The organism is Bradyrhizobium aeschynomenes (assembly GCF_013178945.1).
Lineage (GTDB): Bacteria > Pseudomonadota > Alphaproteobacteria > Rhizobiales > Xanthobacteraceae > Bradyrhizobium > Bradyrhizobium aeschynomenes.
In genome coordinates this window covers 159151-175856 of record NZ_JABFDM010000010.1, presented here as the reverse complement: position 1 = coordinate 175856, position 16706 = coordinate 159151, and the positions used below count along the sequence as shown (strand labels likewise).

General features: G+C 65.5%; 12 protein-coding genes. 2 read left to right on the top strand and 10 right to left on the bottom strand.

The genetic code is table 11. The features are described from left to right. Positions 1-112 precede the first annotated feature (112 nt). Complete coding sequence (locus tag HL666_RS25955; protein WP_172184329.1) at positions 113-2323, bottom strand: primosomal protein N'; 2211 nt, start codon at positions 2321-2323, stop codon at positions 113-115. Positions 2324-2667: 344 nt separating this feature from the next. Here HL666_RS25955 and HL666_RS25950 point away from each other — a divergent pair, with 344 nt between their 5' ends. Next, positions 2668-3651 (top strand): tyrosine recombinase XerC, encoded by a 984-nt coding sequence (locus tag HL666_RS25950; RefSeq protein ID WP_172184420.1) that lies wholly within the window; start codon positions 2668-2670, stop codon positions 3649-3651. An 81-nt stretch (positions 3652-3732) separates the two neighbouring features. After that, positions 3733-4323: a DUF4337 domain-containing protein gene (locus HL666_RS25945; protein ID WP_172184327.1), complete on the top strand. Its 591-nt coding sequence runs from the start codon at positions 3733-3735 to the stop codon at positions 4321-4323. Between the two features lie 184 nt (positions 4324-4507). Here the strand turns inward: HL666_RS25945 and HL666_RS25940 are convergent, their stop codons facing one another. The 9 genes from HL666_RS25940 to zapE form a co-directional block, all read right to left on the bottom strand. After that, a complete protein-coding gene (locus HL666_RS25940) occupies positions 4508-5047 on the bottom strand; it encodes a hypothetical protein (protein ID WP_172184324.1) in 540 nt (179 codons plus the stop codon). Between the two features lie 129 nt (positions 5048-5176). Beyond that, positions 5177-6580 (bottom strand): dihydrolipoyl dehydrogenase, encoded by a 1404-nt coding sequence (gene lpdA, locus HL666_RS25935; RefSeq protein WP_172112911.1) that lies wholly within the window; start codon positions 6578-6580, stop codon positions 5177-5179. Between the two features lie 46 nt (positions 6581-6626). After that, entirely contained in the window at positions 6627-7373 is a 747-nt protein-coding gene (locus HL666_RS25930; RefSeq protein ID WP_172112912.1) for an SDR family oxidoreductase, read from the bottom strand. Positions 7374-7439: 66 nt separating this feature from the next. Next, a complete protein-coding gene (gene odhB, locus HL666_RS25925) occupies positions 7440-8678 on the bottom strand; it encodes a 2-oxoglutarate dehydrogenase complex dihydrolipoyllysine-residue succinyltransferase (protein ID WP_172112913.1) in 1239 nt (412 codons plus the stop codon). A 142-nt stretch (positions 8679-8820) separates the two neighbouring features. Further along, the gene (locus HL666_RS25920) at positions 8821-11778 is read right to left on the bottom strand and encodes a 2-oxoglutarate dehydrogenase E1 component (RefSeq protein ID WP_172184321.1); all 2958 of its coding nucleotides are present in this window, start codon (positions 11776-11778) and stop codon (positions 8821-8823) included. 139 nt (positions 11779-11917) lie between these two features. Continuing rightward, a complete protein-coding gene (gene sucD, locus HL666_RS25915) occupies positions 11918-12802 on the bottom strand; it encodes a succinate--CoA ligase subunit alpha (protein ID WP_172184319.1) in 885 nt (294 codons plus the stop codon). Positions 12803-12857: 55 nt separating this feature from the next. After that, positions 12858-14054, bottom strand: a complete 1197-nt coding sequence (gene sucC, locus HL666_RS25910; protein ID WP_172112916.1) for an ADP-forming succinate--CoA ligase subunit beta — start codon at positions 14052-14054, stop codon at positions 12858-12860. A 126-nt stretch (positions 14055-14180) separates the two neighbouring features. Beyond that, complete coding sequence (mdh, locus tag HL666_RS25905) at positions 14181-15149, bottom strand: malate dehydrogenase (RefSeq protein ID WP_172112917.1); 969 nt, start codon at positions 15147-15149, stop codon at positions 14181-14183. 228 nt (positions 15150-15377) lie between these two features. Further along, positions 15378-16559 (bottom strand): cell division protein ZapE, encoded by a 1182-nt coding sequence (zapE, locus tag HL666_RS25900; protein WP_172184316.1) that lies wholly within the window; start codon positions 16557-16559, stop codon positions 15378-15380. Positions 16560-16706: the final 147 nt, after the last annotated feature.

Here is a 16706-nt window from a genome sequence, read left to right as displayed (position 1 = left end):
TAACCGCGCGTCATTGCGAGCGCAGCGAAGCAATCCAGGAGCCTCGTCGGGACTCTGGATTGCTTCGTCGCTGCGCTCCTCGCAATGACGGTGGAGAGAGCGGCGCCGACCGCTACAAAAAGCTCTGCGGGTCGACGTCGACCTCGAGCTTGAGATTGCCCTTGGGCTTCTCCGCATGCGCCAGCCAGTGGCGCAAGTAATCCGACAGATCGAAATTGCGCGCCGACTTGAGCAGCAGCCGGAAGCGGTAGCGGCCCTTGATGACGGCCAGCGGCGCCTCGGCCGGGCCGAGCAGCAGCACGCCCTCCTCCCGCGGCGCTGACGCCACCAGCCGGCGGGCGAAGCCCTCCGCGGTCGGCCGGTCGCCGGCTGAAATGATCAAGCTCGCCAGCCGTCCGAACGGCGGATAGCCGGTGCGCTCGCGCGCCTCGATCTCGCTGCTGTAGAAGGCCTCGCGATCGCAGGCGATCAGCGCCTTCATCACGGGATGCTCGGGCTGATGGGTCTGCAGATAGCCGCGACCGCGGCCCTGCTCGCGGCCGGCGCGGCCGATCACCTGATTCAGGAGCTGCCAGGTGCGCTCGGCGGCGCGCGGATCGCCATTGCCGAGGCCGAGATCGGCATCGACCACGCCGACGAGATTGAGGCGCGGAAAGTTGTGGCCCTTGGCGACCAGCTGGGTGCCGATGATGAGATCGACGCGGCCTTCCGCGATCTCGGTCAGCTCGGCGCGCATGGTCTCGATCGAGGTGATGAGGTCGCTCGACAGCACCATGCTGCGCGCGTCGGGAAACAGCGCCGCCGCCTCCTCCTGCAGCCGCTCGACCCCGGGGCCGACGGCGACCAGCGATTCCTCCGCCGCGCAATGCGGACATGTCGGAGGCCTGGACATCGAGAACCCGCAATGGTGGCAGACGAGCCGCTGGCGGAAGCGATGGTCGACCAGCCAGGCGTCGCAGATCGTGCAGGCAAAGCGGTGGCCGCAGGCGCGGCACAGCGTCAGCGGCGCGTAGCCGCGCCGGTTCAGGAACAGCAGCGCCTGCTCGCCGCGCTCGATCGCGGTCCGGATCTCGCCCGCCAGCCGCGGCGAGACGTAGCGGCCGCGCGGCGGCGGCTCACGGCGGAGGTCGATCGCCTCGATATGCGGCATGTGCTGGCCGCCGAAGCGCGACGGCAGCGCCACGCGCTGGTAGCGGCCCTTGCGCGCATTGACCTCGGTCTCGACCGACGGCGTCGCGGAGGCCAACACCACCGGGAATTTGGCGATGTGGCCGCGCACCACCGCCATGTCGCGGGCGTGGTAATGCGCGCCTTCATCCTGTTTGTAGGCCTGGTCGTGCTCCTCATCGACGACGACAAGGCCGAGATCGGCATAGGGCAAAAACAGCGCCGAGCGCGCGCCAACGACGACCGGCGCCTCGCCGGCCGCAATCGCCGCCCAATTGCGTTGGCGCGTGCGCGGCGTCAGCTCGGAATGCCATTCCAGCGGCCGGACGCCGAAACGGCGCGAGAAGCGGTCGAGAAACTGCCCGGTGAGCGAAATCTCAGGCATCAGGATCAGCGACTGCCGGCCACGGCGCACCGTCTCGGCAATCGCCTCGAAATACACCTCGGTCTTGCCGGAGCCGGTGACCCCGTCGAGCAGCGCAACCTGGAAGCCGCCATCGGCGGCCAGCTCACGCATCGCCTTCACGCCGGCCAGCTGCGCGTCGAAGAACTCGGGCTGCGCGAACAACGGGTCCGGCGCCGGCGGCGGCAGCGCACGCGGCATCGCCTCGACCGTCAGGGTCCCCTCGTCGACCAGGCCGTCGATCACGCTGCTGGACACGCCGATCTCTCGAACGAGGTCGGACTTGCCGTGCAGCAGCCCATCCGACACCGCCTCAATGACCCTCTTGCGCGCCGGCGTCAGCCGCTTCGGCGGCTCGCCGACCAGGCGGACGCCGAGACGGACCCGCTCCGGGCCAAGATGCTCGCCCATGCGCAGACACATCCGCAGCACCATGCCGCGCGGCGACAGCGTGTAATTGGCGACCCAGTCGACCAGCGATCGCAGCTCCGGCTTGAGCGGCGGCACGTCGAGCTTCTCGCTGACATCCTTGAGCCGGTTGTGCAGCCGCGGATCGGGATTGGCGTTCTCCGCCCACACCACCGCCAGCACCTCGCGCGATCCCAACGGCACGCCGACGACGTCGCCCGGCTTCAGCGCCATGCCGCGCGGCACGCGATAGGAATAAGTGTGATCGAGCGCGACCGGAACCAGCACGTCGACCACGCCGGCCGTGCTGGTGGCACCTGGAAAGAGATCGGTCGGACGGTCCATGAGGGCGGAGATAGCCTTGCGCGGACAGAAGCGAAAGCCGCCCGGCAAAGTTAGCGAACGGTAAACGAAGGAGGTGCGATATATGAGATCATCATGAGATGAGGTCGAGCACTTTCGGCGTCTGCGGTGCACCCTCTCCCCTTGTGGGAGAGGGCGGCGAGAATGAGCGGAGCGAAATTCGCGCCGGGTGAGGGGTCTGTCTCCGCGGATGCACACCCCTCACCCGGCTTCGATGCTGCGCATCTCAGCCACCCTCTCCCACAAGGGGAGAGGGTGCACCGAGGTTGCCGCCGATTGCGTTCGACACCGTCAACACGATCGTTCGGCAGGGCATCGGCGACGCTATGGCAAAGACGGCAGAACTCTCCGAGAAGGAGCCTGAGCTAACCGACCTCCTCGGTGCCGACGAGAGCGTCGTCCAGGCCATGATGCAATGGCTGGCGCATCTGCGCAGCGAACGTCGGCTGTCGCCGAAGACGGTGGAGGCCTATGCCCGCGACCTCCGGCAATGCCTGCAATTTCTCTGCACCCATTGGGGCGAGCCGGTCACGCTGGACCGCTTCGCCGCGCTGGAGGCCGCCGACGTCAGAGCCTTCCTGGCAATGCGCCGCGCCGGCGACATCGCCGGACGCTCCCTGATGCGGACGCTGGCCGGGCTGCGCTCGTTCGGCCGCTTCCTGGAGCGCGAGGGCAAGGGCAAGGTCGGCGCGCTCTCCGGGGTGCGTGCGCCAAAGATCGCCAAGAGCCTACCGAAGCCGCTGCCGATGGATGCGGCCAAGCGGCTCGCCGATGCCGACGAGCGCGCCGGCGAGGCTCGCGAGACCTGGGTGCTGGCGCGCGACGCCTCCGTGATGGCGCTGCTCTACGGCTCCGGCCTGCGCATCTCCGAGGCGCTCGGCCTGAAGCGCCGCGAGGTGCCGCGGCCGGGCGAAGGCGACGTGCTGATCGTCACCGGCAAGGGCAACAAGACGCGCATGGTGCCGGTGCTGCAGAACGTGCTTGCGCTGATCGACGAGTATGCCCGGCTGTGCCCCTACCCGCTGCCCGCTGACGGGCCCATGTTTCTCGGCGCCAAGGGCGGACCGCTGAGCCCGCGCATCATCCAGCTCGCAATGGAGCGGCTGCGCGGTGCGCTCGGCCTGCCCGACAGCGCCACGCCGCACGCGCTGCGCCACTCCTTCGCAACGCATCTGCTGTCACGCGGCGGCGACCTGCGCGCCATCCAGGAGCTGCTCGGCCACGCCTCGCTCTCGACCACGCAGATCTATACCGGCATCGATTCCGAACGGCTGCTGCAGGTCTACGCATCGGCGCATCCGCGGCGCTGACACGGTTTCGTCACATCGTTTCCCTTGCGCCGCCTTCGCCGTTCCGGCAATCGTTCCGTCGCTTGATCCGGAGGGGAACAGATGGGCGCACATGAAAGCATGGAGCATGCGGAGCATGCCGAGCACGCATCGGGCTCGAACAAGAAGATCGCGCTGCTGATCTCGGTGATCGCGCTGTTCCTGGCGCTGTCGGAGACGCTCGGCAAGGGCGCGCAGACCGAATCGATCAGCAAGAACGTCGAGGCGTCCAATCTCTGGGCGTTCTTCCAGGCCAAGACGGTCCGCCGCACGGTGGTGCAGACCGCGGCCGAACAGGGCAAGCTGAACCTCCCGGCGCTGCCCGACGAGGCCACCAAGGCAAGCTTGCAGAAGCAGATCGACGATTGGCAGAAGAACGCCGCGCGCTACCGCTCGGAGCCTGAGACCGGCGAAGGCAGCGAGCAGCTCGCCGCCCGCGCCAAGCATGCCGAGGAGGAGCGCGACCTCGCCACGGCGAAATATCACCATTACGAGCTCGCCTCGGCGGCCTTCCAGATCGGCATCGTGCTGGCGTCGGCGACGATCATCACCGGCATGCTGGTGCTGGCCTGGGCCTCCGGCGCGCTCGCGCTGGTCGGCATCGCGATGACGATGCTGGGGCTGTTCCAGCCACATCTGTTGCATCTGCACTAGCCACAAACACCGTCATTCCGGGGCAAGGCCGAAAGGCCTTGAACCCGGAATCTCGATGTGGCGCGGCGTTCTTTTTCAACAATCTCAAGATTCCGGGTTCAATCGCCAGTGCGCTGCGCGCACTGACGATTGCCCGGAATGACCACGGTGGTGAAGCCGTCGAACCTCGCAACGACAACCGACCTCAGCGCGCCTGCACGCTGCGGCGGAAGCGGAGGATCTGGCGGACGACGCGGGACGACCAGCCGTTGGTGTTGCCGCGAAACAGGTCACTGATGACATCGCGGATGCGCTGCTTGATCGGGTCGACCAGCTCGGCCGCCTTCCGACGCAGCGTCAGCACGGCGTCATAGAGCCAGGCGAACCAGCCCATCTGCAGCAGCTTGGCGCGCGTGACGTCGAAGATGAAGGCGGTGATGCCGACGCCGGCCATCTTGCCGAAGATGATCGTCACCAGAGCCAGTTTCCACTGGTGGTGCATCAGTAGCCACATGCCGAGCAGCTTGAGCGGAAACAGCAGCACGACCGGCACGAGGAAGACGACCAGGGTCAGCATCGGCGACAGCGTCTCGATCCTCGCGGCCAGCCAGTGCTTGAGGCTGCGCAGCGGGATCGCCGCGACGATGCGAGCCACGATCGGCTCGAGATGGTCCCACAGCCACGCTTCGATCAGAAAGATGATCGCGAGCAGAACCCAGAACGGCTGAAGCAGGCGGCGCAGCATGGCACTCCATCTCGGCCCCGGCCTCAGCATCGAGGCCGCCATGACCATGCGACCTTGCTTCTTGCCAATTGGTTCAGCGTGGCCGGCAGGCGTATTGTCGCACCTGCCGATCACGCCGCCGGACACATGTCACATGTGGATGGCACGCTTGCCCACTGCAAGGGCGGCTTCCTTGACGGCCTCCGAGCGGGTCGGATGGGCGTGGCAGGTGCGTGCCAGATCCTCGGCGGAGCCACCGAACTCCATCAATACGGCGGCTTCGTGGATCATTTCGCCGGCCTCGCGGCCGATGATGTGCGCGCCGAGCACGCGATCGGTCTTCGCATCTGCAAGGATCTTCACGAAGCCGTCAGTGGTCTGGTTGACCTTGGAGCGGCCGTTCGCGGTAAACGGAAACTTGCCGACGGTATAGGCTGTGCCGGCCTGCTTGAGCTCGTCCTCGGTCTTGCCGACGGAGGCGACCTCGGGGGTGGTGTAGACTACGCCCGGGATGACGTCGTAGTTCACGTGGCCAGCCTGGCCGCCAAGGATCTCGGCGACGGCGACACCTTCGTCCTCGGCCTTGTGCGCGAGCATCGGCCCCGCGACGACATCGCCGATGGCGTAGACGCCGGGCACGCTGGTTGCGAAATGATGATCGATCTGAACGCGGCCGCGGTTGTCGAGCACTACGCCCGCCTCCTGCAGGCCGAGACCGTCGGTGTAGGGCACGCGGCCGATGGCGACGAGCACGACGTCGGCCTCGATCTTCTCGGCAGCGCCACCGGCGGCCGGCTCGATCGTCGCGGAAAGCGTTGCGCTCGACGTGTCGACGCCGGTGACCTTGGCACCGAGCTTGAACGCAAAGCCCTGCTTCTCGAGGATGCGCTGGAACTGCTTGGCGATCTCGCCGTCCATGCCGGGCAGGATGCGGTCGAGGAACTCGACGACGGTGACCTTTGCGCCGAGGCGGCGCCACACCGAGCCGAGTTCGAGTCCGATCACGCCGGCGCCGACCACGAGCAGGCTCGACGGCACCTTGTCCAGCGACAGCGCACCGGTCGAGGAGACGATGCGCTTCTCGTCGATCTCGATGCCCTTCAGACGCGCGATGTCCGAGCCTGTGGCGATGACGATGTTCTTGGTTTCGACGGTCTGCGTCGCGCCGTCATTGGCCGTGACCTGAACCTTGCCGGTGCCGAGGATCTTGCCCTTGCCCTGGATCACGTCGATCTTGTTCTTCTTCATCAGGTATTCGACGCCCTTGACGTTGCCGTCGATGCCCTGCTGCTTGAAGTTCATCATCGCCGGCAGATCGATTTCCGGCGTGGGGACCTTGATGCCCATCTTGGCGAAGGAGTGCCCGGCCTCCTCGAACAGCTCCGAGGCGTGCAGCAGCGCCTTCGAGGGCATGCAGCCGACATTGAGGCAGGTGCCGCCGAGGGTGGCGTTCTTCTCGACCACCGCCACCTTCATGCCGAGCTGCGCTGCGCGGATGGCGCAGACATAACCACCGGGACCGGTGCCGATGACGACGAGATCGTAGGATGCCATGATCGAATGTTCCGTAAGCTTTTGCAGTCAGAGATGATGACGGTCGTCAGCGTCCGCCCGACACGTCGAGAATGGCCGAAGTGACGTAGGAGGCCTCGTCCGACAGCAGCCAGACGATGGCATTGGCGATTTCCTCGGAGGTGCCGACCCGCTTCATCGGCACCATCGGGGCGAGGCGATGAGCGCGATCGGGCTCGCCGCCGGAGGCGTGAATTTCAGTGTCGATCAGGCCCGGCCTGATGGCGGCAACGCGGATGCCTTCATTGGCGACCTCGTGGCCGAGGCCGACGGTGAAGGAATCGATCGCGCCCTTCGAGGCCGCGTAGTCGACATAGGTGTTGGGCGAGCCGAGCTTGGCGGCAACCGACGACAGGTTGATGATCACCCCGCCCTGACCGCCATGCCGCGTCGACATCCGCTTCACGGCTTCACGTGCGCACAGGATGCTGCCGGTGACATTGACCGCCATCAAGCGCTCGATGCGCTCCGCGCTCATCTCGTCGACGCGGGTGGTCGGGCCGACGATGCCGGCATTGTTGATCAGCGCGCCGAGGGTGCCGAACTTGTCGGCGGCCTTGAACAGAGCGAGGATGTCGTGCTCGCGGCCGACGTCGCATTTCACCGCGATGGCCTTGCCGTTCTTGGCCTCGATCGCGGCCACGGTGCTCTGAGCCGCGGCCTCGTTCGAGGCGTAGCCGACGACGATCTTGAAGCCGCGCGATGCGGCGGCGATTGCGGTGGCGCGGCCGATGCCGCGGCTGCCGCCGGTGATCACTGCAACCCTGTCGGTCATGATGGCCCCCGTTAGGTTTGAGGCGCGCCTCTCAGCGCGCCTCGTGAGCATCGGTTATGAGGTCGATCAGAGATCCAGCACGAGCCGCGCGGGATCTTCCAGGCTCTCCTTGACGCGCACCAGGAAGGTCACGGCTTCCTTGCCGTCGATGACGCGGTGATCGTAGGACAGTGCCAGATACATCATCGGGCGGACCTCGATCTTGCCGCCGACCACCACCGGCCGCTCCTGGATCTTGTGCATGCCGAGAATGCCGGACTGCGGCGCGTTAAGAATCGGGGTCGACATCAGCGAGCCGTAGATGCCGCCATTGGTGATCGTGAAGGTGCCGCCCTGCATTTCGTCGATCTTGAGCTGGCCGTCACGAGCGCGGCGGCCGAAATCGGCGATGCCCTTCTCGATGTCGGCGATCGACTTGTGGTCGCAGTCGCGCACCACCGGCACGACCAGGCCCTTGTCGGTGCCGACGGCGACGCCGATGTGGTAGTAGTTCTTGTAGATGAGATCGCTGCCGTCGATCTCGGCGTTCACAGCCGGGATGTCTTTCAGCGCCTGCACAACCGCCTTGGTGAAGAATCCCATGAAGCCGAGCTTGGAGCCGTGCTTCTTCTCGAACACGTCCTTGTACTGGCTGCGCAGCGCCATGACGTTGGTCATGTCGACCTCGTTGAAGGTCGTCAGCATCGCCGCGGTGTTCTGCACGTCCTTGAGGCGCCGCGCGATGGTCTGGCGCAGCCGGGTCATCTTCACGCGCTCCTCGCGCGCCGCGTCATCGGCTGGGGACGGCGCACGGACCTGCACGGAAGCGGCCGGCTGATTGACGGGAGTCGGCGCCGAGGCGGCGCGCTCGATCGCGGCCAGCATGTCGCCCTTGGTGACGCGGCCGTCCTTGCCCGAGCCGGGCACAGTGGTGGCATCGACGCCGCTCTCGGCCGAAAGCTTGCGCACTGACGGCGCCTGCGGGGTGTCGGCGGGCAGCGCCTTGGCCGGGGCGGGAGCGGCAGCCGGAGCAGCAGCAGGCTTCGCCGAAGCCGCGGCGGGTGCAGCAGCCGCCGGCTTTGCAGCGGCAGCGCCATCGGTGATCTGGCCGAGCAGCGCACCGACGGCAACGGTCTCACCATCCTTGGCGATGATCTCGCCCAGAGTGCCGGCTGACGGCGCAGGCACCTCGATCGTCACCTTGTCGGTCTCGAGCTCGACGAGGGGCTCGTCGACCGCAACTGCGTCGCCGGCCTTCTTGAACCAACGGCCGATGGTGGCTTCGGTGACGGATTCACCCAGCGTCGGAACGCGAATTTCAGTCATGGTCTCTATCCTCAATAACCCGTGCGGTCATAAAGTCCGTCCGCCATCGCCTTGCGGCGAGCAAGCGATGCGGGACGGACAATCAACGCGATGGACTTGTACTTGCGCCCCGCAGACCGCGGGGCGCCCTTCAAAGGCAGGTTCAGTTCAAGGCTTCGTCGAGCAGCGCCTTCAGCTGGGCGAGATGCTTCGACATCAGGCCCGTGGCGGTCGCCGCCGACGCGGCGCGGCCGGCATAGCGCGGACGCTTGCTCTTGGCCCCGGTCTGGTTCAGCACCCACTCGATATACGGCTCGATGAAGTGCCAGGCGCCCATGTTGCGCGGCTCTTCCTGGCACCACACGACCTCGGCGTTCTTGAAACGGCCGAGCTCGGCGACCAGCGCCTTGAGCGGCACCGGATAGAGCTGCTCGATGCGCATGAGATAGACGTCGTTCAACCCGCGCTTCTCGCGCTCGTCGTAGAGGTCGTAATAGACCTTGCCCGAGCACAGCACGATGCGGCGGATCTGGTCATCCGGCACCAGCCTGGTCTTGTCGTCCGCCTGCATCTGGGCGTCGTCGTACAGGATGCGGTGGAAGGTCGTGCCCTTGGCCAGTTCCTCGAGCCGCGACACCGCGCGCTTGTGGCGCAGCAGCGATTTCGGCGTCATCACGATCAGCGGCTTGCGGATCTCGCGATGCAGCTGGCGGCGCAGCACGTGGAAGTAGTTCGCCGGCGTGGTCGGGTAGACCACCTGCATGTTGTCCTCGGCGCACATCTGCAGGAAGCGCTCGAGGCGGGCTGACGAATGCTCGGGGCCCTGGCCTTCATAGCCGTGCGGCAGCAGGCAGACGAGGCCGGACATGCGCAGCCATTTGCGCTCGCCCGACGAGATGAACTGGTCGAACAGCACTTGCGCGCCGTTGGCGAAGTCGCCGAACTGCGCTTCCCACAAGGTCAGCGCGGTCGGCTCGGCGAGCGAGTAGCCGTATTCGAAGCCGAGCACGGCTTCTTCCGACAGCAGCGAGTTGATGACCTCGAAGTGGCCCTGCTCCGGCGCCAGATGGTTGAACGGCGTATAGCGGCTCTCATCCTCCTGATCGATCAGGACGGAGTGGCGCTGCGAGAAGGTACCGCGCTCGCTGTCCTGGCCGGAGAGACGAACCTTGTGGCCTTCGAGCAGCAGCGAGCAATACGCCAGCGCCTCGCCGGTCGCCCAGTCCAACCCGATGCCGCTGTCGATCGCCTTGGCGCGGTTCTCGAGGAAGCGCTGGATCGTGCGGTGCACGCGGAAGCCGTCCGGCACCTTGGTGATCTTGCGGCCGATCTCCTTGAGGCGATCGATCTCGACCCCGGTGACGCCGCGGCGCGCTTCCTCTTCCTGGTCGGCGGACTTGAGGCCCGCCCACTTGCCGTCCAGCCAGTCGGCCTTGTTCGGACGATAGGAGGTGCCGGCCTCGAACTCGGCGTCGAGACGGGCGCGCCAATCGGCCTTGGCCTTGTCGACCTCACCCTCGGTCATCACGCCCTCGGCGACCAGACGCTTGGAGTAGATCTCCAGGGTCGACGAATGGCCGGCGATCTTCTTGTACATCACCGGCTGGGTGAACGCGGGCTCGTCGCCTTCGTTGTGGCCATGCCGGCGGTAGCAGAACATGTCGATGACGACCGGCTTGTGGAATTTCTGCCGGAATTCGATCGCAACCTTGGCCGCGAACACCACGGCCTCCGGGTCGTCGCCGTTCACGTGGAAGATCGGCGCGTCGATCATCTTGGCGACGTCGGACGGATACGGCGACGAGCGCGAATAGCGCGGATAAGTCGTGAAGCCGATCTGGTTGTTGACGATGAAATGAATCGAGCCACCAGTGCGGTAACCCTTCAGGTCCGACAGCGCGAAGCACTCCGCCACGACGCCCTGGCCTGCAAACGCCGCGTCGCCATGCATCAGCAGCGGCAGCACCGAGATGCGCATGTCCGGCGGATCGCCGTGCTGGTCCTGCTTGGCGCGAACCTTGCCGAGCACCACGGGGTCGACGATCTCGAGATGCGACGGGTTGGCGGTCAGCGACAGATGGATGCGGTTGCCGTCGAACTCGCGGTCCGAGGAGGCGCCGAGGTGATACTTGACGTCGCCCGAGCCTTCGACCGCGTCAGGGTTGGCCGAGCCGCCCTTGAACTCGTGGAACAGCGCGCGGTGCGGCTTGCCCATCACCTGGGTCAGCACGTTGAGGCGGCCGCGATGCGGCATGCCCAGCACGATCTCCTTCACGCCGAGATTGCCGCCGCGCTTGATGATCTGCTCCAGCGCCGGGATCAGCGACTCGCCGCCGTCGAGACCAAAGCGCTTGGTGCCGGTGAACTTGACGTCGCAGAACTTCTCGAAGCCCTCGGACTCGACGAGCTTCTGCAGGATGGCGCGGCGTCCCTCGCGGGTGAAAGAGATTTCCTTGTCCGGACCCTCGATGCGCTCCTGAATCCAGGCCTTCTGCGCGGCATTGCTGATGTGCATGAACTCGACGCCGAGCGTCTGGCAGTAGGTGCGCTCGCAAATGGCGACGATCTCGCGCAGCGAGCCGTATTCGAGGCCGAGGACGTGGTCGAGGAAGATCTTGCGGTCGTAATCGGCTTCGGTGAAGCCATAGGAGCGCGGGTCGAGCTCTTCGCGGTTCTTCGGCGCCTCGATGCCCAGGGGATCGAGCTTGGCGTGGAAATGGCCGCGCATGCGGTAGGCGCGGATCAGCATCAACGCGCGGACAGAGTCACGGGTGGCCTGGTTGACGTCGGCAACCGAAAGCTCGACGCCCTTGGTCTGGGCCTTGGCGGCGATCTTCTCGCCGACTTTCTTCTCGACCACGGCCCAGTTGCCGTCGAGCGCGGAGGTCAATTCGTCGCGGGGGGAGACCGGCCAGTTGCTGCGCGCCCAGGAGGGGCCTGACGCATTCTTTTGCACGTCGGCCGGCGCATCCTTCAGGCTCTTGAAGAACTCCTGCCACTCCGGGTCGACCGAAGCGGGGTCCTTCTCGTAGCGGGCGTAGATCTCATCGATGTAGGTGGCATTGGTGCCCTGCAGAAAAGACGACAGGGCGAAGGCAGCGTTCGCATCTTGGCGAGACATGGTAGCGTCCTGGTAATTTCGATGCGCCCAATGAAAACGGCGCAATGCCTGACCCACGTGAGACGCGGGTCAGGCTCGGGTTAGGACGGTTTACCTTATTCTTTGTAAATATTCGCGCCGAAAAGCACTAAGTCCTGAATCAGGATTTCAACTTTTCGACAAGCGTCTTGCCGAGGCGCGCCGGCGATGGAGAGACTGTAATACCTGCAGCTTCCATCGCAGCCGTCTTCGAGCCGGCATCGCCCTTGCCGCCCGAGATGATGGCACCGGCATGGCCCATGCGTCGACCGGGAGGGGCCGTGACGCCGGCAATGAATCCGACCATCGGTTTCTTGCGGCCGCGCTTGGCTTCGTCCTTGATGAACTGCGCCGCGTCCTCCTCGGCCGAGCCGCCGATCTCGCCGATCATGATGATCGAGGTCGTCTTGGGGTCGGCCAGGAACATCTCGAGCATGTCGATGAACTCGGTGCCCTTGACCGGGTCGCCGCCGATGCCGACCGCGGTGGTCTGACCGAGGCCTTCCGAGGTGGTCTGGAACACCGCCTCATAGGTCAGCGTGCCGGAGCGCGACACGATACCGACCGAGCCGGGCTTGAAGATGTTGGCCGGCATGATGCCGATCTTGCACTCGCCGGCGGTCATCACGCCCGGGCAGTTCGGCCCGATCAGGCGCGACTTGGAGCCCTGTAGCGAGCGCTTGACGCGGACCATGTCCAGCACCGGGATACCCTCGGTAATGCAGACGATCAGCGGGACCTCGGCGTCGATCGCTTCGCAGATCGCGTCAGCTGCGCCCGGCGGCGGCACGTAGATCACCGACGCGTCGGCGCCGGTGGCTTCGCGGGCCTCCTTGACGGTGTCGAACACCGGCAGACCGAGATGGGTCGAGCCGCCTTTGCCCGGCGAGGTGCCGCCGACCATCTTGGTGCCGTAGGCGATCGCCGCCTCGGAGTGGAAGGTGCCGTTCTTGCCAGTGAAGCCCTGGCAGATGACCTTGGTGTTCTTGTCGATGAGGATGGACATCGTGCTTTCTCTAAAAGCGTTGCGGTGAGGACGAAGCGAGCGCCAGAACCGGCGCTCAGCCTCCCTTGACGGCCTTGACGATCTTCTGCGCGGCGTCGTCGAGATTGTCGGCGGGCAGCACGTTCAGACCGGACTCGCTGATGATCTTCTTGCCGAGATCGACATTGGTGCCTTCGAGGCGCACCACCAGCGGCACCTTCAGGCCCACTTCCTTGACCGCGGCCACCACGCCCTCGGCGATGACATCGCACTTCATGATGCCGCCGAAGATGTTGACCAGGATGCCCTTCACGTTCGGGTCGGCGGTGATGATCTTGAACGCCGCCGCGACCTTCTCCTTGCTGGCGCCGCCGCCGACGTCGAGGAAGTTGGCGGGCTCCATGCCGTAGAGCTTGATGATGTCCATCGTCGCCATGGCGAGGCCGGCGCCGTTGACCATGCAGCCGATGGTGCCGTCGAGCGCGACGTAGTTGAGGTCGTACTTCGACGCCTCGATCTCCTTGGCGTCCTCCTCGGTCTCGTCGCGCAGCGCGACGACTTCCGGATGCTTGAACAGCGCGTTGGAGTCGAACGACACCTTGGCGTCGAGCACGCGCAGCTGGCCCTGCTTGGTCACGACCAGCGGGTTGATCTCGAGCATCGCCATGTCCTTGGCGACAAACGCATTGTAGAGCTGCGTGGTCAGCTTCTCGGCCTGCTTGGCGAGATCGCCGGAGAGCTTCAGCGCCTTGGCGACGGCACGGCCGTGATGGCCCATGACGCCGGTGGCCGGATCGACCGAGAAGGTGATGATCTTCTCAGGCGTGCTGTGCGCGACGTCCTCGATGTTGACGCCGCCTTCGGTCGACACCACGAACGCGACCTTCGAGGTCTCGCGATCGACCAGCAGCGACAGATAGAATTCCTTGTCGATGTCGGAGCCGTCCTCGATGTAGAGGCGGTTGACCTGCTTGCCGTCCGGACCGGTCTGGACCGTCACCAGCGTCGCGCCGAGCATCTGCTTGGCGAAGGTGTTGACCTCGTCGATCGACTTGGCAAGGCGGACGCCGCCCTTGTCGCCGGCCGAGGCCTCCTTGAACTTGCCCTTGCCACGGCCACCGGCGTGGATCTGGCTCTTCACGACCCAGACCGGACCGCCGAGCGTCTTCGCCGCCGCATCCGCATCCTCCGGACGGAGAACCGGCACGCCCTTGGAAATCGGCACGCCGAACTCGTGCAGCAGTGCCTTGGCCTGATATTCGTGAATGTTCATAAGCGCTTGCTCCCCGAACCCCCGCTGGGGTGGTGACGTCTATAAGTGTTTTGCGGATGCTTGGTATACCATATACCAAGCATCCTGCAACTCATCGGAACGGGCTAATCGCCCGCCTTGCTACCTTCAGCGGCCGAGCAGGTCGGGCGCGATCTTCTTGCAGGCGTCGACCAGGCCCTGGACAGCGCCGACCGACTTGTCGAAGGCCTCGCGATCCTTGCCCGCCAGCTCGATCTCGACGATACGCTCGACACCCTTCGAGCCGATGACGACGGGAACGCCGACATACATGTCCTTCACGCCGAACTCGCCGTTGAGATAGGCCGCGCAGGGCAGCACGCGCTTCTTGTCGCGCAGATAGCTCTCGGCCATCGCGATCGCCGAGGCGGCCGGGGCGTAGTAGGCCGAGCCGGTCTTGAGCAGGTTGACGATCTCGGCGCCGCCATTGCGGGTGCGGTCGACGATCTCGTCGATCCGGGCCTGCGAGGTCCAGCCCATCTTGACGAGGTCGGGCAGCGGAATGCCGGCGACGGTCGAGTACTTGGTCAGCGGCACCATGGTGTCGCCGTGGCCGCCCAGCACGAAGGCGGTGACGTCCTCGACCGAGACGTTGAACTCATCAGCCAGGAAGTAGCGGAAGCGGGCGGAGTCGAGCACGCCGGCCATGCCGACGACCTTCTTCGCCGGGAGGCCGGAGGCCTTCTGCAGCGCCCAGACCATCGCGTCGAGCGGGTTGGTGATGCAGATGACGAAGGCGTCGGGGGCGTACTTCTTGATGCCGGCGCCGACCTGCTCCATGACCTTGAGGTTGATCGACAGCAGATCGTCGCGGCTCATGCCCGGCTTGCGCGGCACGCCGGCGGTGACGATGCACACCTTGGCGTTGTCGAGCGCCTCGTAGGAGTTGGCGCCGGTGTAGTGGGCGTCGAAGCCGTCGACCGGCGACGACTGCGCGATGTCGAGAGCCTTGCCCTGCGGAACGCCTTCGGCAATGTCGAACATCACGACGTCGCCGAGCTCCTTGAGGCCGACGAGGTGAGCCAGCGTTCCGCCGATCTGACCGGAGCCAATCAAAGCAATCTTGTCGCGCGCCATGGCAAATTTTCCTTTGAACCCGAAGGGGTGAGGGAGGTTGAAAAGTCGAGTGGGTGGTTATCCCTTTCGCCCGGGCCGTTCAAGTCACGCTATGGCCAATTGACGGGCGTGCCTTGATTTCGATCAGGACCGGGCGGCGGCTGCTGATGATCCTTTCAGCATGATTGACGTGGCCTTTTCGCGGCTGTGTGCCCGGCGGCGGGCGCTGCCCGAAAGATCCGGTGTTTGTCAGGTTTCGACCAGGCCCGTAGAAGTCCCGGATGCAGCCGAGTCCTTCCGGCCGTGCGGCAGCGCGAGGTAGGACTCCGAGCCCATCTCGATCAGGCGCGACGACGTGCGCTTGAACTCCATCGCCTCGATGCCGTCGCTGGCGACGTAGAGCGAGATCGGATCGGCCTCGGCCGAGGCCATCAGCTTCACGGCATTGTCGTACAGCGTGTCGATCAGGGTAATGAAGCGCTTGGCGGCATTGCGCTCGGCGAGATCCATCACCGGGACGTGGTCGATCAGGATCGTATGATAGTCGTGCGCCAGCCGCAGATAATCGGAAGCGGCGAGCGGCCTCTCGCAAAGATCGGCAAAGCCGAAGCGGGCGACGCCGTTGGCCGAGCACGGAACGTGCAGGATGCGGCCCTTGATCGTCATGTCCCGCGGCTTGCACTTGGCATGGCCGGTGAGTCGCGCCCAGGCCTTGTCGAGCGCGGTGCGCGCATCGATGTCCGCCGGTACCAGCCACATCTTCACGCCCGCCAGCTTCTCGAGCCGGAAATCAGTGCGCGCATCCAGCCGCACCACATCCATGTGGTCGGCGATCTGCTTGATGAAAGGCAGGAACAGCGCGCGGTTGAGGCCGCCTTTGTAGAGGTCCTCCGGCGCGACGTTGGACGTCGCCACCACCACCGTGCCGAGCTCGAACAGCTTGGCGAACAAGCGGCCCAGGATCATCGCGTCGGCAATGTCGGTGACGTGGAATTCGTCGAAACAGAGCAGCCATGTTTGATCGAAGATCGCCTGCGCCGTCAGCCCGATGACATCGGTGTCGGCGAGCTCGCCGCGCGCGATGTTCTGGCGATAGCCGTAGATGCGCTCATGCACCTCGGCCATGAACTCGTGGAAATGCGCGCGGCGCTTGTGCTCCACGGGACAGTTCTGGAAGAAAAGATCCATCAGCATGGTCTTGCCGCGCCCGACCTCGCCGTGAACATAGAGGCCGCGAGGCGGCTCGCTCTTGTCGGAAAAGAGGCGGCCAAACAGGCCCTGCTTGCGCGCGGGCTTGTAGGTCGAAAGCCGACGCTCCATCGCCGCCAAGGCATCGGCGACCTCGGCCTGGGCGGGGTCGGCCTCGATGGCACCGGTGTCGACGAGGGACTGATATTGCGCGCGGAACGCGTCTGAGGGAGTGGACAGCATGAGCCCACTCTAGGTCATGAGACTTACGGAAAATGCAATCCGCAAATGGTGGAAGCCGCCATGCGCCGGAGCCGTGAGGTCTTGGTATATGGCACGCAAACGGCGCTACGATCGTTAGTCCGGAGCTAACGACGTTGGCCTGGGTCC